The following is a 25,840-nucleotide window of genomic DNA, read 5'->3' on the forward strand; positions in this document are numbered from 1 at the left end:
GCCTCTCTTTTGTTGGACTTGTCGAGATAGCGGACTAGCGTGCCGCCGGCCCGAACGCCTCATCCACCTTGGCCAGGTCGGTGTCGCGCAGGTTGCCGGCGTAGTAGTGCAATTTGGTCCAGGCCATCAGGTAGTCGTAACGCGCCTGGGCCAGGTCGCGGCGCGTGCTGTAGAGCTGCTGCTCGGCATTGAGGGCATCGAGGTTGACGCGCTCGCCGCCGAGGATGCTTTGTTTGGTCGACACCACCAGCGCTTCAGCCGACGTCAACGCCTTCTGATACGCGCGCAACTTGCTCACCCCCGACAGGCACGCGCTGAACTGGCGGCGCAGTTCGATCAGGGTTTCGCGGGTCTTGCCCTCCAGCTCGTACTCGGCCTGCTCCATGGCCCGGCTGGCCTGGCGGGTGGAGGCGGAAATACCGCCACCGGCATACAACGGCAGGCTGACTTCGACGCCGATGGTGTTGGTGTCGTAACGCTGGTTGTAGGTGTTGCCACTGTCGGACTCCTGCTGGCGCGAGCTGGCGTACGCGGTGACTTTCGGCAGATGCCCGGCGCGGTTGCGCTCCACTTCATACCGCGCCACTTCCAGGGCCTGGCGCTGGGACGCCAGTGTCGGGTTGTTGCTGATCGCCAGTTCATGCCAGGTGTCGTAGTTGGCCGGGGTCAAGGTGAAGGCAGCAAAGCCCTGGTTCAGTGGCGCCAGGTCATCGATGTTGACGCTTGGCACGCCAATCAACGCGCCCAGTTCCCGTAGCGATGCATCCTGCTCATCCAGCGCCTGGATCTCTTCGGCGGTGGCTAGCTCATAACGGGATTCGGCTTCGAGAATGTCCGTGCGCGTGCCCTCGCCCTGTTGGAACAAGTGGCGGTTCTGCTGGAACTGCTGCTCGAACGCCTTCTTCTTGGCGCGGGCAATGTCGATCTGGTCCTGTGCGAACAACGCCTGGGTGTAGTAGGACAACACCCGCACCAGCAACGCCTGACTCTTGTCGCGAAAGCTTTCATCGGCAAACAGCGCCTGGGCCACGCCCTTGCGGTAGTTGGCGTAGGCTTCGTAGTCGAACAACGGCTGTTGCAGGCTGAAGGTGGAGCCGTAGCTGTTGTAGTTGCGGTCATCGTGATAGGTGCCGCCACGGCCGTCGGGCAAGGTGGCCTGGGAGTTGTTGCGGCCCTTGTTGTAGTTGTAGGACAGCTTGGGCAGCAGGCCGGCGCGGCCGATGGTGCGGTTTTCCAGGCCGGCGTCGCGCTCCTTGATCGCGCCAAGGAACACCGGATCGTTGCGCAAGGCTTGTTCGTACACGTCGAACGGGCCCATGGCGGCGTGGGCACTGGTACAGCTCAACAGCAAGGCGATAAACACCGGTTTCATGCTTATTCCTCGGTCAGCGCGGAGCCGGCGCGATCCAGCAGCGGCTTGAACAGATAATTGAGCAACGAACGCTCGCCGGTGCGCACAAACATCTCGGCGGGCATGCCGGGCTTGATCACCAGGCCGTGGAGTTTCTCCAGCGCGATGTCGCTGACCGTGGTGCGCAGCACGTAGTACGGCGCGCCGGTCTTTTCATCGAGCATCTGGTCGGCCGAGATCAGGCTGACCTGCCCCGGCACCCGTGGCGTGCGGCTCTGGTTGAAGGCGGTGAAGAGGATGTCCACCGGCAGTTGGGTGCCGACCTTGTCCACCAGATGCACGGGCAGGCGCCCTTCGACTTCCAGGCGCGTGCCCTGGGGCACGATTTCCAGCAGGGTTTCTCCGGCGCGCACCACCGCGCCCACCGTGTGCACGCTGAGGTTGACCGCAATGCCGTCGGCCGGCGCGTTGATCTGGCTGTGTTGCAGGTCGAAGCCGGCCGAAGTCAGTTGCTGTTCCAGGGTCAGGCTGCGCAGTTGTGCATCGGCCAGTTGGCTGCGCACTTCCTTCTGGTATTCCTCGCTGTGCTGCTGAAGTTTCAGACGCGATTCGAGGATGCCCTGCTCCACTCGCCCGCTTTCGCCGGTGTTCTGCGCCAGGTCCTGCTGCACCTGGGACAGTTGGCGCTGGTACTCCAGCAGGCGGTTGCGCGGGATGTAGCCGTTGTCGGCCAACGGTTGCAGGTTGCCCAGTTGATCGCGCAGGGATTGGGCCTGGGCCGTGAGGTCGCTGCGCGCCCGGCGCATGCCGCCGAGTTGCGCGGTGGCGCCGTCGATGTTCGCGCGGATCCCGGCCTGTTCACGGGCAAAGGCTTCGCGGCGGCTGCTGAACAGTTGGCGTTGGCCTTCCAGGACCAGGGCCAGGGCCGGGTCGGCATCGCCGCTCAGCTCAGCGGGAAAGGTGATGGCGGCGCGGTTGTCACGCTCGCTCTGCCAGCGCGCCACACTGGCCCAGGCCATGCGGTACTGCGCTTGCAGCGATTGCACGTCGGCCTGGTGCTGGGTCTGGTCGAGGCGAAACAGCGGCTGGCCCTGTTTAACGGCTTCGCCTTCACGCACCAGAATCCCGCTGACCACGCCCGGGCTGAGGGTTTGCACGGCCTTGCGCTTGCCCGACACCACCACCGTGCCTTGCACCGGAATGCCTTGGTCCAGCGGCGCCAGGCTGGCCCAGAGGAAAAATCCACCGGCACCGAGCACGGTCAGCAGCCAGCCCATGCGCACAAAAAAACGCGCGTCGTGTTCTACGTGAGTCATGCTGGCATCCTCTGTTGAGGCGGTTGTTCGCGCTGCCCGGACAAGGCCCGCAGCACTTCCTGGCTGGGGCCGAACACTTGCAACTGGCCCTCGTTGAGCACCAGCAGCTTGTCGGCCTGGGCCAACGCCGCCGAACGATGGGTGACCAGCACCACGCTGCTGCCCTGGGCTTTCATCTGCGCGATGGCGCTGGCCAGCGCGGCTTCGCCCTGGGTATCGAGGTTCGAGTTGGGCTCATCCAGCACGATCAACCGGGGCCCGCCGTACAGCGCGCGGGCCAGGGCCACCCGTTGTTTCTGCCCGCCAGACAAGCCGCCGCCGTTGTCACCCAGCAGCGTGTCGTAGCCTTGGGGCAGGCGCAGGATCAGCTCATGCACCCCGGCTTGCTGCGCGGCCTGCACCACAAGCTGCGGGTCGGCCTCGCGAAACCGCGCGATGTTGTCGGCGATGCTGCCGCTGAACAGTTCGATGTCCTGGGGCAGGTAGCCGATGTGCGGGCCGAGGTCGTCGCGGTCCCAGCGATGGATATCCGCACCGTCCAGGCGCACGGTGCCGGCCAGGGTCGGCCATACGCCCACCAGCACGCGGGCCAGGGTGGATTTACCCGAGCCCGAGGCGCCGAGCACACCGAGCACCTCACCCGCGCCGAGGTCGAAACTGACGTGATGCAGGGTCGTCACCCGCCGCCCCGGTGGGCCTGCGCTGACCTGCTCGAAACTGACCTGGCCCTTGGGCGCCGGCAATTTCATCGGCTCGACGGCTTCGGGGCTCTCGCGCAGCAACGCGTCCAGACGCTGATAGGCCAATTTGGCCGAACTCCACTGTTTCCACACCGCAATCAATTGATCGATGGGGCTGAGCACGCGGCCCATCAGGATCGAACCGGCAATCATCATGCCGGCGGTCATCTCGCCTTTGATCACCAGCAGCGCGCCCAGGCCCAGCACCAGGGATTGCAGGCACAGCCGCAGGGATTTGCTCAGGGCGGTGATTACCGAGCCGGTGTCGCTGGCCCGGTTCTGCAAGCCGAGAAACTGCGAATGCACGGCAAACCACCGCTGACGCAAGGCACCGAGCATGCCCATGGCCTGGATGGTCTCGGCATTGTGCAAATGGCTGGTGGCCAGTTGGGTGGATTGCTGCGAGTAACCGCTGGCTTCGCCCAAGGGTTTTTTCGTCAGGTATTCGTTGAGGCACGCCAGGCCGATCAGCAGCAGTGCGCCGGCCGTGGCCAGCACGCCGAGCCAGACGTTGAACAGGAAGATCACCAGCAGGTAGATGGGAAACCACGGCGCATCAAAAAACGCGAACAGCGCCGGCCCGGTGATGAACTGGCGGATATGGGTCAAATCCCCCAGCGACTGCCCGGCATGCCCCTGGCCGCGCTGCAGGTTGCGTTCGAACGCGGCCTTGTAGACGCGCAGGTTGAAACGCCGCTCCAACTGGCTGCCGATGCGGATCACGATAAAGCTGCGAATCGCCTCCAGCGTGCCAATAAACACAAAGAAACCGACGACCATCAGCGTCAACATCACCAGGGTGGTTTCATTCTGGGAGGACAGCACGCGGTCATACACTTGCAGCATGTAGATCGACGGCACCAGCATCAGCAGGTTAATCAATGCCGTGAAACAGCCAACGCTGAGCAAGACACTCTTGTATTCGCCCAGCGCTTTGAATAAAGGCGGCGTGGCCATAGCTTGCGATCTTCCTTGAACCAAATAGCGCGCAATAGTTACCCGCACCCCGAATAACGGAGCGAGCAACTAATAAAATCAAGTTATAGGCTTATAACCGACAACTAAGGCATGCGTTGCAATATCACTTCCGCACCGGAGAGTGTGCGACCTTTATATTCACCGTTTTTCTGCCGATTCAAATGGGTAATGCCCGTGCCGTCGGCATTCATCAGCCAGATGCCGTCCGGCGTCGGCAGCCAGGTCTTGGGGGTGTCGCCCAGCCACTGCTCGGCGCACACGACGTCGCCACGCACGGCGTTGGGTGCCAACAGGTCCAGGGCACACACGTGGTCCTGCTGGTGCAGTTGCCAGTGCCCGGCCAGTTGGGCGCTGCTGGGTAAAACGAGGCTACTCGCCATAACGGGGGCTCCTGCCGAGATGAACATGACCTGCACCACGCAGGCGATAAAGTGGGTAAAACGCTGCATCTTCACGCTCCATCGGGAAACGCGGCGCCGAAACGCCGCGCTGCTACATCACACCACGATGTCGCCGACGGCGGCCTGGCCCACGGTGGTGACGAGGAAATCCGCCACGCCGTGCCCAGAGAAGTCTACCGCCAAGGTGCCCAGGTTGGTGCCTGAGGCGTAGGTCAATACTGCGTCACCGGCGTGCCCGGTGAACGCATTGACGAACGTCAGGCCTGCGCCTTTGGTGATGCCACTGAGGTCGATCTTGTCCGAACCGGAGGTGAAGTCAAAGATCTTGTCCGCCGCCCCAGGCTTGGAATCGGAACTGGCACCGAACACAAAGGTGTCGTTGCCCGCGCCGCCCCACAGTTGGTCGGCCCCGCCGCCGCCGTAGATGATGTCGTTGCCAGCACCGCCCTTGATCAGGTTGGCCGCGTTGTTGCCGATGATCAGGTCGTTGCCGGCGCCACCGAAGGCATTCTCCACGGTGACGCCCTTGGCGATGGACACGTTGCCCACCAGGCCGCCAACGTCGGAGAACGAGGCTTCATTGAGGTTGATCTTCTGGTTTTGGGTAAAACCGGAGAAGTCCAGGGTGTCGTTGCCACCGCCGTCCCACACCGAGAACACCAGCTTGTCGGCATTGGACGTGGCGCTGAGGAAGTCGCGCCCGGTGTTGGAGTTGAACCCGTACGTGGTGTCGCCGGCACGGGTGTTGTAGTTGGCGCCGTAGAGCTTCTGGATCGCGGCAATGTCATCGATCAGCGGCCCGGACGCGTAGGCTTCGACCCCGCCTTTACTGAAGTTCTGGTGGGTGTTGCTTTCGCTCCAGTAGCTCATGACGCTGTAGCCGCGCGTGTCCTGTCCATAGGACGCGTCGTTGTAGGTCGGTGCGCCTTCGCCGGCGTTGTAGTCGCCGGGGTGGGCCAGACCCAGGGTGTGGCCGATTTCGTGGGTCAGGGTCTGCCGGCCATAGTTGTTCAGGTCCGGGGTCTTGTTCGGCGTGTAGCTGCTGTTGGTCAGGTACCACGAGGTGCCGTCGTAGCCTGCGCCGGTGCCGGGCAGGTAAGCGAACGCCGCCGCGCCGTCCTGGCCGCCGCTGTAGTTGCCGAAGGTCATGTGGGCGTCGCCGCCGCTGGCCTTCTCGGTGAAGGTGACGTTCGCCACATCCGCCCAGGACTGCATGGCCAGCGCGGCCTGTGCTTTCTGTTGGGCGCTGAACTGGCTGAAGCCCGAGATGCCATGTTTGTTCATGGTGCTGGACGACGCCGAGGTCAGGAAGGTGTAGGTCAGATCGATCTTGCCGTTGCCGTCAACGTCCCGGTAGGCCGCGCCGTCGCGCAGCAGCTGGGTGGCGGCCTGGTCGACGGTGTAGGACGGTTTGCCATTGACCGTGAGGTTGCCACCACGGTCATACAGATGGCTGAAGCTATCGATTTGCGAGTAAGCGGTGCTGGCTTGCGCCGCCGACACGATAGCCTTGTCTTTAACTTTTGACATAAACGTACTTCCTTGTTTGCAAGTGCATCAGTCTTTGATCGATAGGAACCCCGCGGGCGAGATCGTCCTATCACTCGCCTCTTTTGAAGGCGTAAGAAAACTGACACAACTTGAAATCTTTCGTCTACATCTTTTCCTGCAGGTAAAACAGGCAAACAATTTGCGCAAAGAAGTTGCGTGCCGTATTTGTTGGGCGGACTTGGTTTTGTCCGACAAAAAACAACACCCCCTTATTTAAATATTAAATAGCGCTAAAGCCGCGCAACTTGCGCGGCAGCATTAGTTAATGGATCCAATATATTGACAGGGTGTCATTCGCGACATTAAACGGCCACTAGTTACACTAATAATTGCAGTTGCCCCCTATTACCGGGACACACTCCAGCCGGTTTTATGCAATGCCGCCAACAGCGTGTCGCCATGCAGGCCCGGGACGCGCACGCCGTCGTCGGTGTCCATGTCTTCGCCGGCGAGGATCGCGTTGATGATCGCCTCCTCCACCGCTTCTGCCGCTGCGCTGAACAAAGGCGAGATATGGTCGTTGTTGACCATCTGCAACGCGCTGCTCAATGGCAGGCCTTTACGCCCGTAATCGGCCGCCGGCAAATCCTGGTTGCCGGTGGCAAAGGCCAGGAACAGGTCGCCGCTGGAGTCCTCGGTGCCGCCGCCCGTGCGGGCGATGCCGATGGACGCGCGCTGCGCCAGGCGCGTGCATTGGTGCGGCAACAACGGTGCGTCGGTGGCGATGATCACCACGATGGAGCCCATGCCCGGGGTGCCCCGCTCGGCGAATGGCGAAGGAATGTCCAGCAGCTGGCGGCCCACCGGGTAGCCATCGACCCGCAGCTCCTGGCGCTTGCCGTGGTTGGCCTGCACCAGCACGCCGACGGTCCAGCCGCCCTGCTCCGCCGACAAGCACCGCGACGCGGTGCCGATGCCGCCCTTGAACTCATGGCAGATCATCCCGGTGCCGCCGCCCACGGCGCCTTCCTGCACCGGGCCGGATTCGGCGCTCTCCAGCGCTTCGCGCACATGCTCAGGCCCGACGTGCTGGCCCCAGATATCGTTGAGCAGGCCGTCGTAGGTCTCCATCACCACCGGCATGCACCAATACACCGCCGGGTCCGCCAGGCGCTCGCGCTCCAGGGCGATCAGGGTGTCGCGCACCATGCCGATGCTGTGGGTGTTGGTGATGGCCAGCGGCGTGGTCAGCAACCCCGCTTCGCTGATCCACTCAAGGCCCGTGGCATCGCCGTTGCCATTGAGCACGTGATACCCGGCAAAACACGGCTGTTGCCGCGCCTCGCCGGCGCGTGGCTGCACCACGCTGACGCCGGTGCGCACCTGTTTGCCATGGATGCGGGTCTTGAGCGTGCTGTGGCCGACCCGCACGCCCGGTACGTCGGTGATGGCATTCAGCGCGCCGGGGGTGCCCAGCCCCAAGGTGATACCCAGTTCACGTGCTCGCATAACCACTCCTTACAATTTCTGGTAAGCCGGACTCGACCGGCCACTGATGCAATAGAAAATCACCGACACCGCCAGCAAGCCGGCGATGATCATCACGTCGCGCACGGAGGCCGCAGCCACCAGGGTCGCCAGCAGATACCCGGCACCCAGTACCGCCAGCAAGGCCGGCAATGGCCACAGCGGCATGCGATACGGATGCTCGCGATCGCGCAGCCACACCCGGCTCATCAAGGCGCTCAACGCCACCACCAGGTACACCAGCATGATCAACAATACGGTGAACGAAGTGAGGTCAGCGAGGTTGGAGCTGAAACTGAGCAGCGCCGAAGGCACCGCCAGGAACAGCGTCGCCAGCCACGGCGAATCCCAGCGCGGGTGAATACGCGTAAACAGGGTATTGATACGTGGCGTCCACAGCGCGTCACGGCCACTGCTGAACACCACGCGGCCGATCTGGATGACGATGGCGACGATGGCATTGAACACCGACAGAAAAATCCCCGCACTGACCAGCCGCGACAGGGTTTCATTGCCATGGCTGGTCAGCAGGTAACCGATGGGGTCCGGGCTGCTGATCATCGCACTCAGGGACGGTGCGCCGATCAACAGCGCGGTGATGGGCACCAGTTCGATTACCACCACCAACCCCAGCGACCACAACACCGCCTTGTGCACGCCCTTGCCGCCGCACTTCATGTCTTCGGCCAGCAACACCGCCGGGCCGTAGCCATTGAACGAGAACAGGCCAATCCCCACCGCACCGATCACCAAGGCCCATGGCGCCAGGTGCAACACGCCGTTTTCGACGATCTGCGGCTGGAACAGCACGCTGACCGGCTGCACAGGGTTGCCGAAACCGAGAAACACGATCACCAGCAATGCGGCGATTTCCAACAACAGGCAGGTGCCGGTGATCCAGGCGTTGAGCTTGATATTGAGGATGGCCAGGGCGTAACTGCACACCACAATGACGAGGGCGACGGTTTGTGAGTCGAATTTTGTGCCCAGCGCGTTGTTCAGGTACGTCGCCGCGCCGGTGGCCAATACCGGCGGGATAAACAGCAGCATCACCAACACCGTCAAGAACGTCGCATAACCGGCCATGCCGCCGAACACCCGCTTGGCGTACACATATTCGCCGCCCGCGCTGTTGTGGGCGCGGCCCAGTTCGGCGTAGCAAAAGGCAAACATCAACGCGAGCAACCCGGCCATCACAAACGCCAGGAACACGCCGCTGCCGGCCTGTTGGATGGCAAACGGCGCGATGACAAACACGGAACTGGCGGGCGTAACGGCGGAAACCGGGATGGCCACCACATCGAACACACTCAGCGTGGGTTTAAGCACGCCGTCTGGCGCGGGAGAAGCACTCATATCGTTATCCTCTGCTGTTGTTTTTGGTGTGAGGCAGAAACGAAAAATGAAGCCTTGTCGGGATATGTTTCCCGTTGAATGAAAACGACGTTATCCCCTGGGCCGCTGCCAGCCAATTCCCCTATTGGAGTACTCCCCTTGACGTCGCCCGGCAAAAGCCGAAATCTTGGCCGATCTTTTTTCCACGGGAGCCTGCGCTATGAGCCTGTTCAGGGAAATCGGCCTGCACGCGGGCCTGGGCCGCACGGTCGCGCACATCGGCACCGAGCGGTTCTGGAAACAGCTGGTGCTGTTGCTGCAACAATGCCTGCCATTCGATAACGCGTTGGCGATCTTCTACCCCACCGATGGCCCACCCCTGGCGCTGGAGGAATACGACGCGCAACCCACCAGCAAACCTGCGTCGATGCTGGTCTACCTCAATGGTTTGTATCTGCTCGACCCGTTTTTCCAAGCCTGCCGCGAGGGTTTCAGCAGCGGTGTGTACCGCCTGGAGGAAGTGGCGCCGGACCATTTTCGCCAGAGTGAGTACTTCCTCAACTACTTCCACGACAACGTGCTGGAAGACGAGGTGCAGTTCATTCTGCAAGTGCCGGGGGCCGGGACCTTGTCTCTGTCATTGGGCATGCAGCGGCGGTTCAGCGATGAAGAGACGGGACTGCTGACGATGGTGGCCGCCTGGGTGTTGCCGCTGATGCAGCAGCATTGGCAACAAAGCACCCAACGCGCACCGGCCATGGACAGCCAGATCCGCGATGCGTTGAGCCACTTCGGTTGCGGCGTGCTCTCGGAGCGCGAACTGGAAATCGCCCGCCTGGTACTGCGCGGGTTCTCGTCCAAGGCCATGGCCGAGCGCCTGAATATTTCGCCGGACACCGTGAAGGTGCACCGGCGACATTTGTACGCGAAGCTGGATATCTCGTCACAGCCGGAGTTGTTTTCGTTGTTTATCCAGTCGTTGGGGCATGATCTGGAACACCCATGATCGCGGTATAGAAGCCACCAGCCGACAGAGCCAGTGGCACTCTTTCGGTAGGTGGCAGCCTTCACAAGGCTTAACGCGACACGTTGTACTGCGCATCAATTTCTACATTTCCCGCGAAAAAATGCATGTGACCCGAAACCGCCTTCGTCTTGGGGTTATTCAAGACGGTGATAGACCCCGACTGAACAAAGTGGAGGCAGTCGCCAGGGGTAAGAATTACCGCACGGTCAAACGGAGGCTGCCCCACATGGTAGGTGCCATCGGGTGGACTTGTCCTCAAGAATGTCACGAGAACCCCCGTTGCATTAGCTGGGTCTTGCGGTTGCGAATGGTATTGCTCACCTGCAAATTCGAAACGTACAGAGTCCTCAAATATCACGACGTCCGCTGAGAATGGCCTGCTCTCATTGCCCTCTTTCACTGTGCCCGTTATGTAGTCGGCTGCTTGCTTACCCTGCGCCGGTTTCAGGTGCGTCCACGCTGGATTTCCCATATCTGTTTCCCCTTGGTTTGTTTGAGTGCTGCGCCTGTATTGAATCAGCACGCAACGCAAAAAAAACCTGTCAGAAATGACACCTTAAAACCGGCGGTTTTGATCGCCAAATAAGCTATAGTCGATGTCGCGGGGCATGATCTGGAAAGTCCTTGAACCCACCCTTAGTTATCACCATAGAACTTTATATGCTCAGGCAGCAACTTTACGTTGTCGACGCGAATAGAAAATAGCGGCCCCTCAGGCGTCAGTTTCATCGTCAGCGTGCTGACACCAAACGGGTTGTGGGTGATTTGCACATCCCCGACTTCCTTCGGCGCTTCATCTTGAATATGTATAGCGGTTATACCGTTTTCCTTGAGTGCTTCGGACAGGTCAATCTCGTCTTGTTTCGGATTGAAGTTGAAGATCGTATCCGGGTCATCACTCAGAGAATCGCTGGCCTTTTCATACTTGAACGTATTGGCGCCTTTTGCGCCCACCAGCTGGTCACCAGCGCCGCCGCCAATAAGGACCGAGTCCTGGCCGGGGTTGGCTTCCAGCCGCTCACGATCGTCAGTGCCCCGCAGCACGGGAAGGCTGTTTTCAGGGTGAGTCCAATTATTGGCTGGCGGAAGACTTTGTACTGAGGACATAGTGTTACCTTTCGAAAAATGTGTAGGTTAGAGGAGACAGATGTTGCGTAGAGAAACTTCTCACGGCAAAGACATCGATTTCCACCCGGCCTTCTTAACAACCTATTTCCAGAAAGTTACAACATCCCCGAGAGACAAAATCAAATATATTCCCACAAATGCGCAAAGCCACTAAGTGCCGACCTTTGACTGTCCAACGCATAAAATTGCAACATGTTTTTCATGACATGATTGCTGGCCACTTCCTGTTAGCCAGCAACATTTTGCTGCAACAAAATACGGTCAATTTGGCATAGCGCTCTTAACGCCCCATTCGGATGGTGTTCCACACCCGCGTCCGAATCCGGTCGATATTCAACGGCATCGCCTCCAACGCAAACAACTTGCCCATCATTTCTTCGCTCGGGTAGATCTTGGTATCGGCCTTGATCTCAGGCTCCACCAGGCTGTCAGCCGCACTGTTGCCGTTGGCGTAGTGCACCGAGTTGGTGATGTCGGCCATCACCTTGGGCTCCAGCAGGTAGTTCATGAACGCATAACCAGCCTTCTCATCCGGGGCGTCGGCGGGCATGGCCACCATGTCAAACCAGATGGCGGCGCCTTCCTTGGGGATCTGGTAGCCGATCTTCACGCCGTTCTTGGCTTCCTTGGCGCGGCTTTCAGCCTGCAGCACGTCGCCGGAGAAACCGACGGCCACGCAGATATCGCCGTTGGCCAGGTCGCCGGTGTATTTCGAGGAGTGAAAGTAAGCCACGTAGGGCCGTACTTTCATCAGCAGCGCTTCGGCTTTTTTGTAGTCCTCGGGGTTCTTGCTGTGCGGCGGCAAGCCGAGGTAGTTGAGGGCAATCGGCAGCAATTCCGGGCCGTTGTCGAGGATGGCCACGCCACATTTGCTGAGTTTCTCCATGTACTCGGGCTTGAAGATCAGGTCCCAGGAGTCCACCGGGGCGTTGTCGCCCAACACGGCCTTGACCTTGTCGATGTTGTAGCCGATGCCGGTGCTGCCCCACAGGTACGGGAAACCGTGGGCATTGCCCGGGTCGTTGTTTTCCAGGGCCTTGAGCAGCACCGGGTTGAGGTTTTTCCAGTTGGGCAACTGACTCTTGTCGAGTTTTTTCAAGGCGCCGCCCTGGATCTGCCGTGCCATGAAGTGGTTGGATGGAAACACCACGTCATACCCGGAGTTGCCCGTCATCAGCTTGCCGTCGAGGGTTTCGTTGCTGTCATACACGTCGTAGCTGAAACCGATTCCGGTCTGTTTCTGGAAGTTCTTGGTGGTGTCCGGCGCGATGTAGCTGGACCAGTTGTAGATCTTCACCGTCTCGGCGGCCTGGCTGATAGAGGCCACCAACATCAAGGGCAACAGGGCAATGGCTTTCATGGTTCGATTTCCTGGCGGTTTTAGGGCTGTTTTTATGGCAGGGGATCAAGGATCAAAGCGTTACAGAATCAATACGTAGGTCTTGCGCACGGTGTCCTGGATATCCCAGATACCGGTGCTGTTGGCCGGCAACATCAGTGCATCGCCAGCTTCTATGTGGACGACGTCGCCGTTGTCGGGGGTGAAGGTGCAGCGACCCTGGATGAAATGGCAAAACTCCTGGGATTTGATCTGCCGCCGCCAGCGACCCGGGGTGCATTCCCAGATGCCGGTTTCGACGCCGTCGTTGCGTTCGACGCTCAGAGTCGAGGCCACGGCGATGGGCTCGCCCAGGGGCACGGCCACTGGCGACGAGTCCGGCAGGTGGGCGTTCAGCGTGTCTTTGAATTGAGTGATGCTCATGGGTTTTCCCGTGTGAGTGGAACGGTTTAGTGCATGAAACCTTCCATGAAACCCGCCACGCCGCTCGCCAACGTGCGGCGCCAAGGGGCGCTGTTGGGGTTGGCCAGCACCTGGTCTTCATGGACAAAACTGCGAATGATCGCGTTGTAACCCAGCCAGCGGCACGGCTCGGGCTCCCAGGCCTTGAGCGCGTCGAGGCCACGCTCGCGGATCACCCAGGGTTGCTGGACCAGCGGCGTGTCGTGGCCGAGGATCAGGTCGGCCAGGGTGCGCCCGCCCAGGTGGGTGGCGCCGACGCCCTCCCCGCCATAACCACCGGACAGCGCGATGCCGGTCTTGTGGTCGCAGAGCATGTGCGGTCGGAAATTGCGCGACATGCCGAGGTTGCCGCCCCAGGAATGGGTAATCCGCACGTTCTTGAGCTGTGGGAAAAGCTCACCAAACAGGTAGCGACGCAGCTCCACCTCGCTGTCAGTCAAGTCGAAGTTGTGGCGCAGTTTGCCGGCGAACTGATAGCCGCCACGGGCGCCGAACACCAGGCGATTGTCGGCCGTACGCTGGCCATAGGTGACCTGGCGGCTGCTTTCGCCAAACGCCTGGCCGTGGCTCAAGCCGATTTCGTCCCAGGTGCTGGCGGGCAGCGGCTCGGTGGCGACGATCAGGCTTTGCACCGGCAATTGATAACGCCCCAGGGGCGGCAAGGTATTGGCATAACCCTCGACGGCCGGCACCACCCAGGCAGCGCGCACGCCGGCCTTGGCCGTGCGCACGCTGCCGGATTGCCAGTGGGTGACCGGGCTGTTTTCGTAAATCTGCACGCCCATGCGTTCAACCACCCGCGCCAGGCCGCGCACCAGCTTGGCCGGGTTGATCGTCGCAACGTGGGGTGCATAGATACCCCCATAGGGCTTGGCAATGCGGATCTGTTCGGCGAGTTGCTGTGGGCCAAGCCAGCGGTAGTCGGACTCCGTGAGGCCCTGGGCGTAGAGTTTGTCCAGATAACGGCGCAGGCTGCCTTCCTGCTCGGGGTAACGCGCGGCGCAGTACAGGGCGCCGCCTTTACGGTAATCGCAGTCGATGCCTTCGCGGGCCAGGACCTGGGCGACTTCATCCGGGATGGCGTGCAACAGGTCAAAAGCAGCGCGCCGTGCTGCGGGCGCCAGGCCTGCCAGCAAACGATCTTCGCCCAGCAGGTTGCCCATCAGCCAGCCGCCGTTGCGGCCGGACGCGCCAAAGCCGGCGGTTTGCGCCTCGATAATGGCGATATTCAGCTCAGGCGCCTGGCGTTTCAGGTAGTACGCGGTCCACAGCCCGGTGTAGCCGGCGCCGATGATGGCCACATTGACGTCCAGGTCGTGCTCCAGGGATGGCCGCGCCACCAGCGGGTCGTCCAGCTGGTCCATCCATAAACTGATCTTGCGCCATGCTGGCATGCCCGCTTCCCCTACCTCGTTTCGATAGGGCTGATCCTAGAGCGCGGTGCTAAGGCATGTCTTGCGCGCGTGCACGCAGGGAAATTTGTTTGACGTAGGCCTTGGGTGACTGGCCCGTGTGCTGGCGAAATGCACTGTAGAACGCCGACAACGAATTGAAACCGGCGGCGAACGCGAGGTCATCGACCTTGATGGGGGGCGTGGCGCTGTCCAGTGCCGCGAGCAGATGCTGGAGCCGCGCCTGGTTGACGTAGCGGTAGAAGCTTTGCCCCAGCACCTGGTTCAGCAGGTAGGAGATCTGATTCCTGCTGTAGCCGCATTCCTTGGACACCCGCTGTAGATCCAGCTCGGGGTCCAGATAGGGTTGCTTGCGCTCGAAGTATTGCTGCAAGTCATTGGCCATATGCCCCAGTTGCTGGGGCGACAAACCCAGGCGACTGACCGTGGGGCGCATCGCCTGGGCGGGCTGTTCGTGCACCAGGGACGCGTATTCATTGACCCGCCAGATCAACCCATCGCGCACCGTGATCGCTTCACTGGTGCGAAATGACACCAGGCCATGGCCACCGCGCAAGGTGATGCGGTATTGGATAAAGGCCGTGTCGCCATCGGCGCGGATGCGGTCGGTGTGTTCAATCGCCTCGTCCGCCGCACGCGGCATGCTGGCTTGCAGGTACTCGCGCAGCTCGGGGTAACGGATGACACGGTTCTGGAAGAAATCGTGGTACTGGATGTCCGGGTGGTAGTAGGACATCACCCCATCAAGGTCGCGATGCCGCCAGCACAAGTGATGGCGCAGCACCCATTCGCGGGTGGCTTGAGTCTGCGGAGAGTCATCGTCTGCGGCGATGTTTGGCATGGGCGGCTCTGCGGCGGGTAAACCGTGGAGATTGCCGGCTTTTGCAGGTGCCGACAATGGCCAATTGGCGATTTTGACTAATGGCATATTGCCCAGCAACTAGTAGGACATGACCCACGTCAAACTTCAGGAAAACAACCGCCGAACGGAGCGCAAATAGTCACCTTGCGTCTGCGAGCGAATGCTATTTTTAAGCTCTTCACGGCCACGACCAATGACGGTCCTGGTTCCCTGCCGCGAGCAAAAGGAAGCGCTCAATGAACAAGGTAGGCAACATGAACAAAGTGACATTCCCCAACGCCTGCCAGCTGATGCGCTGGCATTTCCATCCAATCGGCTTCGAGGGCAGCATGGACGCGCCCGGCAGTATGGTGGCCCGCCTGTTCGACCGCGCCAGCGGCGAGACGTTGATCGCCATTGCCGGCATTCCCTGCGCCACGGTGATGAATGCCGCGGATGTGGAGCGGATTATCGAGGCGGTGGAGGATGAGCTGGAGTCGTTTGTGCCACCGCAGTCCTTGCGGGCCTGACCTCAACCTATCAGGCGACGAGAATCCAATGTGGGAGCGGGTTTGCCCGCGATAGCAGTGTGTCAGTCACCGAATATGGCAACTGATACACCGCTATCGCGGGCAAGCCCGCTCCCACAGTTTTTTTGTGGTGGCGGGTTAAGCGCGCTGGTCGTCAAAAAACGCTTTCTTGCCGTCCACCCGCTCCGACGCCTTGGGCACATTCACCGCCTGCCCTTCAGACTTTTCCACATACCAATAGCAATGGCTCACGGCGCGGGTAATGCCCACATACGCCAGGCGCAACACTTCATCCTTTTGCGCAGTGTCATACGGCTCGCTGTCACCGTCCTTACCCAGCCCCGCCATGCGGTAGACCTGGTTCTTGTAAGGCGAGCTGGTGACATGCTGGCAATCACCAAGCAGAAACACCGCATCCGCCTGTAGGCCCTTGGCACTGTGATAGGTCAGTTGCTTGAGTCTACGCGCGTGGGACGGCAAGCTAGAATCCACATTAACTACTGACTGAATATGCTCTTGAATCAATAACTTATCGCTACTTTTTCGATACAGCATCAGCACCGTTTCGCCGCGCTGGTAGTGTTCCAGCAACTGCCGCCCCAGCGCTGCCTCATCGCGCGCCAGCACCTTGACCGGCACCAGCGCCTTGGGTGCGCCACTGGCCTTGGCCTTTTTGCCGGGAATCGCGGGCGCGGCGCGCACGATATGCTCGGCCGCGTCGATGATGTGCTGGTGGCTGCGGTAGTTCTCACCGAGCATCACGCGGGTGGTTGCAGGCGACGGGAATTCCTTGTTGAACTCCATGAAGTACTTCGGCGAGCTGCCGCGCCAGCCGTAGATCGATTGCCAGTCGTCGCCCACACACAACAGCGAAGAGCGCTGCGCCCCGCGCCCGACGTGCATGGCCGGGCCGCGACTGCGGATCTCCCGCAGGCTGGCGCGAAGCCACGAGACGATCTGCGGCGACACATCCTGGAATTCGTCGATCATCAGGTGGGACAGCGGCCGCAGCAGTGGATCGCTGAGCAGCTTGAGGTTTTCCGGTGTGTTCTCGCCAAACAGCGAGAACATGCGGTTGTAGGTCATGATCGGCGGCGACTGGTCAAGCAGGTGATCTTCCAGGGCCTTCCAGAAAATGCTCAGGGCCTCGAAGAAAAATCGGTCCGGGTCGTCCTTGGCAAAGCTCATTTGGCCGACCGCCGTGAGCACATCCAGCCCGAGGTTCTCGATAAACCCGGCAGCCACCACAAAGCAGTCCAGCAGCGGCGCTGAAGCCAGCTCGCCCTTGACCTTGTAATCAAAGCCCGGCCCGGCGCTGGCATCACCGGCGAGGCTGCTTAAAAGACGCTTGGACGATTCGTAATTGTATAACCATATCAATGGTTTACGACAGAAAGCTTGAAACAGGGTGCGCTTGACTGCCCACTCCGCGCGTACCGACAACTTTGCATTGGGCCGGCTGATCTGGGCGTTTTCGCGGGAGTCGAAGCCCAGCACCACCCACGCATCCAAATCAGGGATATAGCCGTGGCAATGGAACTGCGCGCCATTGATCTCCACGGTCTGGCGGTTCGGCTCGATGCCCTTGATCGGCCAGGCGCCTGCACGAAACCACAGGTCTTCGACCAGGTCGCAGAGCTCTTCGTCGCGCTTGGCCGCCAGCTCGGTCACCGCTATGCGTTTTTGCACGTCAGGATGATCCCGCTCCAGCTCCTTGAGCTGCAACCCATGCCGGGCCAGCGGCGCGATCAGCTCGCGGAATCGCGGGTGCTGGCCATGCAGTCGGTGATAGCAGGCGTTCATCTGCTGGCGTTGGGCGTCGTTGATACGCAGGTCAAACGGGTTACTGTCGGCGTCTTCAACGCCGGCACTGAGATTCTCGAACGCCTGCAGGCGTTCAAAGCCCGGCAGGCTGCGCACCATCGGCAGGATGCGCGAGTGAAAGGTGCGCACCACCGCCTGGGCCTCTTTGACGCCAAGGGGTTGGCCCCACAGGCTGAGAATCTCCATGAGCTTGTGGATGAAGTCTTTGCGCGACTCACGGGTGAAGGTCACCACGGTCATCGAACTCAGCTCGAACCCCAGATAATGAGTAAGCAGCAGGATACGCAGTACCAGCGAGGTGGATTTGCCCGCCCCCGCACCCGCAATCACCGAGGTGGACGGCGTATCGCTGAAAATCATCTTCCATTGCGCCGCACTCGGCTGGGCATGGGCCGACAGCAGCCGCGCGACATCTGCCTTCATGCGCTTCTTCAATTCGGCAGTCAGCGGCAGGCGCCAATCGTCGAACAGGCTGTCGTCAACGCCGGGCGCACGGTGCTCATCGGGGCGAAAGTCTCGAATCAGCAGGACTTGCCGGCCTTCTTCGATGCCATCGGCCTTGCCTTCGCGGTAGCCATACTCGACACCCGCCTCGTGCCCGCTGCGAAAACCATCCGCCTGCCCATGCAACCAGGAAAACCGGTGCTGGGCGCGCAAGCGCGTCAAGCCATGGCCAAACAGGCGCGCGGCGAGGCGCTTGAACAGGGGCATGTCTGCCAGTGGGCGCAGTTCTGGGGGCAAATCAGGGGTGTGTTGCGGCACGCGGACTCCAGCGATGAGGTTGGTTTTGGCGAATGCACCATGGTCGCCGGAATTGGCCCGCAGTTCCAGCCAATTGCTTTGCGGTCATGCAGTTAGGCGATGAAGTGAAAGTCAAAACCCCAACAAATGATCTGCTTTATCGATAGGAATCAGGCAGTTTTTACGCTTTTTATCGATCATGCCCTGCTGGATCATAGGCGCCATCCACAGGAGACGATCATGCTTGAACTTCGACCTTTCAACACGCTGGGCGGCGCCCACCACGGCTGGCTTGACGCCCATCACCACTTTTCGTTTGCCGAATACCATGACCCCCAGCGCATGCACTGGGGCAACCTGCGGGTGTGGAACGACGACATCATCGCGCCCGGCACAGGTTTCCCGCAGCACCCACACCGTGACATGGAAATCATCACCTATGTGCGCGAAGGCGCCATCAGCCATGCCGACAACCTCGGCAACAAAGGCCGTACCGAAGCGGGTGACGTGCAGGTGATGAGCGCGGGCACCGGGATCGCCCACAGCGAATACAACCTGGAGGCGACGCCGACCAAGATTTTCCAGATCTGGATCATCCCGAATGAAGCCGGGCTGCCACCGTCGTGGGGCGCCAAGCCGTTTCCGCAAGAGGGCCGCGACGGGTTTGTGACCTTGGCCAGCGGCAAGGCCGGAGACAATCAAAGCCTGCGCATTCGTGCAGATGCACGCTTGGTGGCGGCCAATCTGAAGGCCGGGGAAAGCGCGGAATACCGGCTGGACAGCGGACGGCGTGCCTACTTGGTACCGGCGACGGGTGTGATTGAAATCAATGGCTTGCGCGCACAAGCTCGGGATGGTGTTGCGGTTGAGGATGAGGCGGTGTTGGGGGTGACTGCAATTGAGGACAGTGAAATCGTGTTGGTCGATCTGGCCTGATACAAAAAAGTGTGGGAGCGGGCTTGCCCGCTCCCACATTTGATTGTCCCCACATTTTAGGGCTGTGGCGTTACTCGGAAATAGCGCCGTCCACCAGCACCTGGGCCTCTTCCACCAACTGCTTGAGGTGATCCTCGCCAATAAAGCTCTCGGCGTAGATCTTGTAGATATCCTCGGTGCCCGATGGCCGTGCCGCGAACCAGCCGTTTTCAGTCATGACTTTCAAACCGCCAATCGCCTGGTTGTTGCCCGGCGCATGGCTGAGGATCTGCTGGATGCTTTCCCCGGCCAGTTGCGTGGACGTGACCTGCTCCGGCGAGAGCTTGCCCAACAGGGCTTTCTGCGCCGGGGTGGCCTTGGCGTCGACGCGGATGGCGAACGGTTCGCCCAGGGCATCGGTCAGGCCGCGGTAGATCTGGCTCGGGTCCTGGCCTTTGCGCGAGGTCATTTCCGCCGCCAGCAGGGCCGGGATCAGGCCGTCCTTGTCGGTGCTCCAGACGCTGCCGTCCTTGCGCAGGAACGATGCGCCGGCACTTTCTTCACCGCCAAAGCCCAGCGAGCCTTCGAACAAGCCATCGGCAAACCACTTGAAGCCCACCGGCACTTCATACAGGCGACGGCCAATGCGCGCGGCCACACGGTCGATCAAGCCGCTGCTGACCACGGTCTTGCCCACCGCCGCATCGGTGCGCCAGTCGGGACGGTTCTGGAACAGGTAGTCGATGGACACCGCCAGGTAGTTGTTCGGCGCCAACAGGCCGCCGGACGGTGTGACGATGCCATGGCGGTCGTGGTCCGGGTCGCAGGCGAAAGCCACGTCGAAACGTTCCTTGAGGCCGATCAACCCTTGCATGGCGTAGCTGGACGAAGGGTCCATGCGGATCTGGCCGTCCCAGTCCACGCTCATGAAGCGGAAAGTGGAATCCACTTCGGTGTTCACCACGTCCAGGTTCAGGCGGTAGTGCTCGGCAATCGCCGACCAGTAGCGCACCCCTGCTCCGCCCAGCGGGTCCACGCCCAGGCGCAGATCGGCGCTGCGGATGGCGTCCATGTCGATCACGTTGATCAGGTCAGCGACGTAGCTGTTGAGGTAGTCATGGCGATGGGTGGTGTCTGCCTTCAGCGCCTGGGCGTGGGTAATGCGCTTGACCCCGGCCAGCTTATTGGCCAGCAGTTCGTTGGCCTTGGCTTCGATCCACTTGGTCACGTGGGTATCGGCCGGGCCGCCGTTGGGCGGGTTGTACTTGTAGCCACCACTTTGCGGCGGATTGTGGGACGGCGTGATGACAATGCCGTCAGCCAGGCCACTGGTACGGCCACGGTTGTAGCAGATGATGGCGTGGGAAATGGCCGGCGTCGGCGTGTATTCGTCGCCTTCGGCCAGCATCACGTGGACGCCGTTGGCGGCGAGCACTTCCAACGCGCTGGCGCCGGCCGGCGTCGAGAGCGCATGGGTATCGAGGCCGACGAACAACGGGCCGTTGATGCCCTGTGCTTCACGGTACAGGCAAATGGCCTGGCTGATGGCGAGCACGTGCCATTCGTTGAAGCTCAGCTCGAAGGAGCTGCCACGGTGCCCGGAGGTGCCAAAAGCCACGCGCTGGGTGGAGATCGCTGCATCAGGCTGGCCGGTGTAATAGGCCGTGACCAGTCGCGGGATATCCACCAGCAACTGGGCTGGCGCCGGCTTGCCCGCAAAAGGACTGATTGTCATGCATAAACCTCAGAAAGAAGGATTCGGAAAAAATGGCAGTTTACTGGGAGTTGGACTGCCGCGCGACGGTATCTATCCCACAGGCAAAGTAGAAATTTCGCACATTCGTCCGCTTAACCGACCTGCGCCTGAAGCAATGCGTCGGCCAATACGTCCAAGGCCACGTCCAGGTTCGGATGCCCATTGAATGCATGGCTTACGCGCACATGCTGCTGGTGCAGCCCACTGAGGCTGAACAATTCTCCCGGTGCAATCACCACTTGATGGGCGACCATGCGCTGGAACACCTGGCGCATGTCCACCGAGGCCACCGATTGCAGCCAAAAACTCGCCCCGGCGACCGGCCTTCGGTAGGTCACACGCCCCTCCAGGCGCGCGCCCAGGCGCTGATCCATGGCATCGGCCTGTTCCTGCAGGCGCTGGCGCAACACGCGCAGGTGCTGGTCAAGACGCCCGCTTTGGTACAGCCGCGCGATGGCGCGCTGGCGGATCGACGACAGGCGGAATGAGCGCAACAGGAACTGACGTTGCAGTTCGCTGCTCAAGTGGCGCGACAGCACGTAGCCAAATGGTGCCTCTGCGCCGAGCATTTTTTCGAACGACGAAAACACCACCAGCCGCTCGGGGTTGACCAGGTTGCGCAGTGCTGGCGGGCGCGGGCCGAAGGTCAATTCGCCAAAGGTGTCATTCTCCAGCAGCCAGCAGCCGTGCTGGTCCAGCAGGTGCGCCACATGCAAGCGCTCCGGCATGGACAGGGCAACCCCCGACGGCAGGCTGACCACGGATGACAGCAGTACCACGTGCACCGGTTCGTCGCGCAACAGGCGTTCGAACGTCGTCAGGTCCAGGCTGCCGTCAGCCCTCCAGGGCAGCTCGATCACACGCACACCCGCGGCCTGCAACAAGCGCAAGATCAACCAGTCGCAGGGCGACTCGACAATCAACGTGGTGCCCTTGAGGCCCAGGACATCAATCAGGATTTCCAGCACGCCCTGCAGGTCCGCGCCGATATACACCTCATCGGCCTGCCAGCAACGGGTAGGCGATGAGGTGTAACGGGCCGCCAGCGCCGCCCGCAATTCCCAGACACCACAGGGCTGGGACCACGGTTGCAGGTGACGCGGGTAACGGCGTACCAGTTGACGCTCCAACATCAGCAAGCTGCCATCCAGCGTTGCCAGCAACGCCGGCTCATCGCCACTGAGCACCACCATTCGTGGACGACGCGCCGCGGCATACAGGCGCTCCAGCAGGTCGCCCGCCGATGCCATCAGCGGGTTGCCCGCCACCGGCCAGGCAAAATAGCCCGATTTGGCCACGGAATAGACCCGGCCCTCCTTCTCCAGGAGCGAATAGGCGTATTGGATGGTCGAGATAGACACGTTCAAGCGTGTCGACAGTTGCCGCAGGGACGGCAGCCTCACCGGTGTTTCGAGGCTGACTTCGTTGATCAGGCTGATCATGTAGCGGTAAACCGCCTGATAGGCAAAGTCCGCCTGCCGCTCACCGCGCAAGTTCATTGCCGCGCACCCCGGCTGCCGCGCCAATACACGCCTTAGCGCCCGGACAGCTGAAAACTGCGCACATCAGCGCGGTTCAACGACTGGAGGCTGCGCTGACTGCTTACGCCGGTGCTGTGATCGATCGATTGGGGGCGCTTGCGGTACAGGTGCTGCAGCAACGGCAGTGGAAGCCCGCTCGTATCGATTGCCCACTGTTGCAGAACCTCCGTCGCCGACTTGCCTTGCAACACCTTGTGCAGCTCCGGCAATGCGACCAGCATGCCGGGATGGCATTGGCGCAGGTAGCTTTCCAGCCGTTCGCCATGGTGAATGAAGGGTGAGTACAGCAGGCACGTCAGTTGCCCTTCTTCCAGGCCGAAGAATTCCTGGGCGTAAGTCGCCGCCAGTACTCGTCCATCCCGGCTGCTGGCCCCCGCAATCAAGTGCTCGGGAATTTGCCGGCGAAACATGTAGCCTTGGGCGTGGCGCACAAATCCTTCAACGCCGTCCTCGTAAGAAAGCTCGCGCAGGCACTGCGCCTGCAATCCACACAGATGAGCCATCAGCAGCGGGTTGGGAAAGTCTGGATGGCTGAAGTGGAAGCCGAGGGGGTCCGGTCTGTGGGCCAGAAACTCCGTGACGAGCGACGTCGAACCGGGGTCCACCTCGCTAAGCAAATCAGCTATACCGATATACGCCAGATGGCGGTGACCGCCCCGCCCCGGGCTCTCGCTGGCCACGTATTGCTCGCCAAAAAGGTCGCGATAACACCCCACGCTCCATTCTTCCATGCGTGCAAACAGCCCGTTGAGCGATAGGGGCTTGCCCGGCGGCATGGCGACCCCGGCCAACAGGGCTTTCTTTTTTAGCCAGGCCAGGTATTGGCCCTGCTTGCGCGGTGAATCACCGCTGACCAACGCGTGCACGCCGCCATTCCAGGTGGTGACACGCTGGTAGAAGTCGCCCAGGGACAGGTAGGTGTCATTGCAGAGCGTGGCGCGAACATCCCCGGAGGTCAGGTGCCCGACCATCAGCATCGCGCGCTGGCTGACTTCCCGCCCTGTGCTTGATGCCGGCCGCTGGTGATTGAAGGGCTGAACCTCCTGGTTTTCCACCATGAGCAGTTCCACCCGCGGGTCGTCATGGAAAAACAGCGCGCTGTACCCCTGATGCAAGGTATCGAGTGTGGTTTGCGTCATGCCTGCGTGACGCAAGGTTGCAACCCGCAGATTGAAGGTCTTGGGCGCACGGCCGGCAATCGACAATTGCGCGGCACGCAGCAGCGCCAATGTATAACTGCTCACTTCGCCGCCGCCATGGGCAACCAGCACCTTGTAATTTCCCACTTGTTCCATTCCGCCTGCCGCGACCACGATTCGCTGGATCAGCAATTGAAGTGCGGTGCGTTCTACGCGCGAAAAGTGCCCAATCAAACGCTGCAGAACTTGCTGATAAACATAGTTCATGGCTTGTTCGTGAATTGCGCTCATAGTTCTACTACCCAAGTTGGAATATCAGTTTCAAGCAAATGCTTATCGACACTTGCCCGACCCATTACATCTATAGAATTGACGTGTATTGCTCGGCGTGATGACAAATGAACACTAGCACCTCGCAACAAAAGCATTGCGAACGGACCGCCGTACAATTGAGCTCCTGGCAGGCTACGAAGCAGGCCTTGCACCGGGCTGCAAGCGGGGCGCCGCCAAGCCCAGGAACGCTCCGACAACTTCCTACAGTTTTTTAACTAGATAAAAAGAGAAACGTCCGACGTATATTAATCAGTGGACTTATCGATTCCCTTGCAAGCCCTGTTCTTTCAGTAACAGGCCTTCGGGCGCACAGGGCAACAAACCCCTTAGTGCGAGCAGCGCACAGCGCCAATGCCAGATAGTCAATCATTGCTCAATCCTTGAGATGACAGTGAAGGCACAATTATCGGCACTCGATCCATGATTAACAGATACAGAAAGTCGCCTGAAACCAGCGCAGATGAAAACGCGACAAGACTTTCTTTTCGCCCATACGACAACGCCGCACTGAAATTCAGTGCGGCGTCAGGGACAAAGGTATTATTTGCGGGGCTTGGCGCCCGAGCAGCGGCTCAACCGTCTAACGGGTTAAGCCCTGCCAAATGGCGCATTTGCCCCATTCATTTGGATGCATGCGCATTCATTTGCGAATACTCCTACAGATCAAACAGCTTCAACCTGCAACGCAACGCGTTCCCGACATGGGCATTCATCCATGTAGCGGTGCGCTTCAACGAACTGGCTGAACGCAAACACCGTGGTCTTCAGCGGTACCAGCACGCGGTCGGCGGTCAGTTGGTTGATATCACGCAACGCGCGCTGCAACGCCACTTGGTCCTGGGTGATGCCCAACTCCGGCTTGCCGGTGAAATTGCCGATACAGTGCACAAAGAACTGAATGTTCTTCTGGAACGCTGCACATGCCGGGAATGGCGTCTGGTTGCCACCTTGCAGCCCATACAGCACCAGGCTGCCACGCGGGGCCAGCACATCGCCAAGCAACGACATCTGCGGGCCACCCAAACCATCGAACACCACGTCGACGCCACGGTTGTCGGTGAACTTGTTGATCTGCATGAGCAGGTCCTGCTCTTCGGTGACGATGACCTTTTCCGCGCCGAGGGACAGCAGATACTCACGTTCTGCGCTGTCCTTGGTGGCGGCAATCACTCGCACACCCAGGGCCTTGCCCAGTTGCACAAAGGACGGGCCAGCACAGTGGCTCGCGTCCGTCACCAGGGCAAACTGGCCGGGTTTGACCCGCGCCAGGTCCACATAGGCGAAATAGGCGATCAGCAGCGGGGTGTAATGCACACTGGCTTCGATCGGGCTCAAGACGTCCGGGTAACGGGTCAGGGCCGAACGGGGCAAGACGATCAGCTCGCCATACACCGGGTAATCATTAGGGCTCTCGGCCGGAAAACTGGCGACTTTATCGCCCACTGCCAAGTCATCCACGCCTTCGCCCAGGGCCACGACCACCCCGGCCATCTCATGGCCAAGGCCGGACGGCAGGCGCGCATGGGAAGACGCCAGGTTCTGGCGCCACAGGATGTCGTACCAACTGATGCCGATCGCTTCGACACGCACCTGCACTTCGCCCGGTGCGGGCTGCGCGGCTACATGCTCTTCGCACTTGAGCACCTCGGCCGGACCAAACTTGTGAAAACGGATCGTGCGGGACATCGCAAACCTCGTCAAAGTAACCTCTAA

At 60.8% G+C, this 25,840-nt stretch carries 20 protein-coding genes; 3 read left to right on the top strand and 17 right to left on the bottom strand.

Annotation, left to right across the window (positions count from 1 at the left end):
* Window positions 1-34: 34 nt before the first annotated feature.
* The 7 genes from B348_RS0127715 to B348_RS0127745 all read right to left on the bottom strand — a co-directional run bounded on the left by B348_RS0127715 (window position 35) and on the right by B348_RS0127745 (window position 9,160).
* Entirely contained in the window at window positions 35-1,372 is a 1,338-nt protein-coding gene (locus tag B348_RS0127715; RefSeq protein WP_017739277.1) for a TolC family outer membrane protein, read from the bottom strand.
* 2 nt (window positions 1,373-1,374) lie between these two features.
* The gene (locus B348_RS0127720) at window positions 1,375-2,667 is read right to left on the bottom strand and encodes an HlyD family type I secretion periplasmic adaptor subunit (RefSeq protein WP_017739278.1); all 1,293 of its coding nucleotides are present in this window, start codon (window positions 2,665-2,667) and stop codon (window positions 1,375-1,377) included.
* On the bottom strand, window positions 2,664-4,364 hold the full coding sequence (locus tag B348_RS0127725) for a type I secretion system permease/ATPase (RefSeq protein WP_017739279.1): 1,701 nt from the start codon (window positions 4,362-4,364) through the stop codon (window positions 2,664-2,666). The genes B348_RS0127720 and B348_RS0127725 overlap by 4 nt, the downstream gene beginning before the upstream one ends.
* A gap of 104 nt (window positions 4,365-4,468) precedes the next feature.
* Window positions 4,469-4,834, bottom strand: coding sequence for an AprI/Inh family metalloprotease inhibitor (locus B348_RS0127730; RefSeq protein ID WP_017739280.1), 366 nt, complete (start codon window positions 4,832-4,834; stop codon window positions 4,469-4,471).
* A 48-nt stretch (window positions 4,835-4,882) separates the two neighbouring features.
* Window positions 4,883-6,316 (bottom strand): serralysin family metalloprotease, encoded by a 1,434-nt coding sequence (locus tag B348_RS0127735; protein ID WP_017739281.1) that lies wholly within the window; start codon window positions 6,314-6,316, stop codon window positions 4,883-4,885.
* 366 nt (window positions 6,317-6,682) lie between these two features.
* Window positions 6,683-7,786 carry a P1 family peptidase gene (locus B348_RS0127740; RefSeq protein WP_017739282.1) on the bottom strand — a complete coding sequence of 368 codons (1,104 nt, stop codon included), beginning with the start codon at window positions 7,784-7,786 and terminating at the stop codon, window positions 6,683-6,685.
* Window positions 7,787-7,795: 9 nt separating this feature from the next.
* Window positions 7,796-9,160: an APC family permease gene (locus tag B348_RS0127745; protein ID WP_017739283.1), complete on the bottom strand. Its 1,365-nt coding sequence runs from the start codon at window positions 9,158-9,160 to the stop codon at window positions 7,796-7,798.
* A gap of 199 nt (window positions 9,161-9,359) precedes the next feature.
* Here B348_RS0127745 and B348_RS0127750 point away from each other — a divergent pair, with 199 nt between their 5' ends.
* Window positions 9,360-10,145, top strand: coding sequence for a helix-turn-helix transcriptional regulator (locus tag B348_RS0127750; protein WP_017739284.1), 786 nt, complete (start codon window positions 9,360-9,362; stop codon window positions 10,143-10,145).
* A gap of 657 nt (window positions 10,146-10,802) precedes the next feature.
* On the opposite strand, the gene B348_RS0127760 is transcribed toward B348_RS0127750, so the two are convergent.
* The 5 genes from B348_RS0127760 to B348_RS0127780 form a co-directional block, all read right to left on the bottom strand.
* Window positions 10,803-11,273, bottom strand: coding sequence for a M10 family metallopeptidase C-terminal domain-containing protein (locus tag B348_RS0127760; RefSeq protein ID WP_026137116.1), 471 nt, complete (start codon window positions 11,271-11,273; stop codon window positions 10,803-10,805).
* 301 nt (window positions 11,274-11,574) lie between these two features.
* Window positions 11,575-12,654 (bottom strand): polyamine ABC transporter substrate-binding protein, encoded by a 1,080-nt coding sequence (locus B348_RS0127765; RefSeq protein WP_017739287.1) that lies wholly within the window; start codon window positions 12,652-12,654, stop codon window positions 11,575-11,577.
* Between the two features lie 60 nt (window positions 12,655-12,714).
* Window positions 12,715-13,056, bottom strand: a complete 342-nt coding sequence (locus B348_RS0127770) for a cupin domain-containing protein (protein WP_017739288.1) — start codon at window positions 13,054-13,056, stop codon at window positions 12,715-12,717.
* Window positions 13,057-13,082: 26 nt separating this feature from the next.
* Window positions 13,083-14,489 (bottom strand): FAD-binding oxidoreductase, encoded by a 1,407-nt coding sequence (locus tag B348_RS0127775; protein ID WP_026137117.1) that lies wholly within the window; start codon window positions 14,487-14,489, stop codon window positions 13,083-13,085.
* 49 nt (window positions 14,490-14,538) lie between these two features.
* Window positions 14,539-15,348, bottom strand: a complete 810-nt coding sequence (locus B348_RS0127780; RefSeq protein WP_017739290.1) for an AraC family transcriptional regulator — start codon at window positions 15,346-15,348, stop codon at window positions 14,539-14,541.
* A 257-nt stretch (window positions 15,349-15,605) separates the two neighbouring features.
* Here B348_RS0127780 and B348_RS0127785 point away from each other — a divergent pair, with 257 nt between their 5' ends.
* Window positions 15,606-15,878: a DUF1652 domain-containing protein gene (locus B348_RS0127785; protein ID WP_017739291.1), complete on the top strand. Its 273-nt coding sequence runs from the start codon at window positions 15,606-15,608 to the stop codon at window positions 15,876-15,878.
* A gap of 138 nt (window positions 15,879-16,016) precedes the next feature.
* Here B348_RS0127785 and B348_RS0127790 read toward each other — a convergent pair whose 3' ends face one another.
* On the bottom strand, window positions 16,017-18,464 hold the full coding sequence (locus B348_RS0127790; RefSeq protein WP_017739292.1) for a UvrD-helicase domain-containing protein: 2,448 nt from the start codon (window positions 18,462-18,464) through the stop codon (window positions 16,017-16,019).
* 219 nt (window positions 18,465-18,683) lie between these two features.
* On the opposite strand from B348_RS0127790, the gene B348_RS0127795 reads away from it, so the two are divergent.
* The gene (locus B348_RS0127795) at window positions 18,684-19,379 is read left to right on the top strand and encodes a pirin family protein (protein ID WP_017739293.1); all 696 of its coding nucleotides are present in this window, start codon (window positions 18,684-18,686) and stop codon (window positions 19,377-19,379) included.
* 70 nt (window positions 19,380-19,449) lie between these two features.
* Here the strand turns inward: B348_RS0127795 and pgm are convergent, their stop codons facing one another.
* The 4 genes from pgm to B348_RS0127815 all read right to left on the bottom strand — a co-directional run bounded on the left by pgm (window position 19,450) and on the right by B348_RS0127815 (window position 25,813).
* Window positions 19,450-21,093: a phosphoglucomutase (alpha-D-glucose-1,6-bisphosphate-dependent) gene (gene pgm, locus B348_RS0127800; RefSeq protein WP_017739294.1), complete on the bottom strand. Its 1,644-nt coding sequence runs from the start codon at window positions 21,091-21,093 to the stop codon at window positions 19,450-19,452.
* Window positions 21,094-21,206: 113 nt separating this feature from the next.
* Window positions 21,207-22,613 (bottom strand): PLP-dependent aminotransferase family protein, encoded by a 1,407-nt coding sequence (locus tag B348_RS0127805; protein WP_017739295.1) that lies wholly within the window; start codon window positions 22,611-22,613, stop codon window positions 21,207-21,209.
* A 35-nt stretch (window positions 22,614-22,648) separates the two neighbouring features.
* Entirely contained in the window at window positions 22,649-24,085 is a 1,437-nt protein-coding gene (locus tag B348_RS0127810) for a hypothetical protein (protein WP_017739296.1), read from the bottom strand.
* Window positions 24,086-24,790: 705 nt separating this feature from the next.
* Window positions 24,791-25,813, bottom strand: coding sequence for a zinc-dependent alcohol dehydrogenase family protein (locus B348_RS0127815; RefSeq protein ID WP_017739297.1), 1,023 nt, complete (start codon window positions 25,811-25,813; stop codon window positions 24,791-24,793).
* Between the last annotated feature and the right edge of the window lie 27 nt (window positions 25,814-25,840).

The organism is Pseudomonas sp. CBZ-4 (assembly GCF_000346755.1).
In the GTDB taxonomy this organism is placed as follows: domain Bacteria; phylum Pseudomonadota; class Gammaproteobacteria; order Pseudomonadales; family Pseudomonadaceae; genus Aquipseudomonas.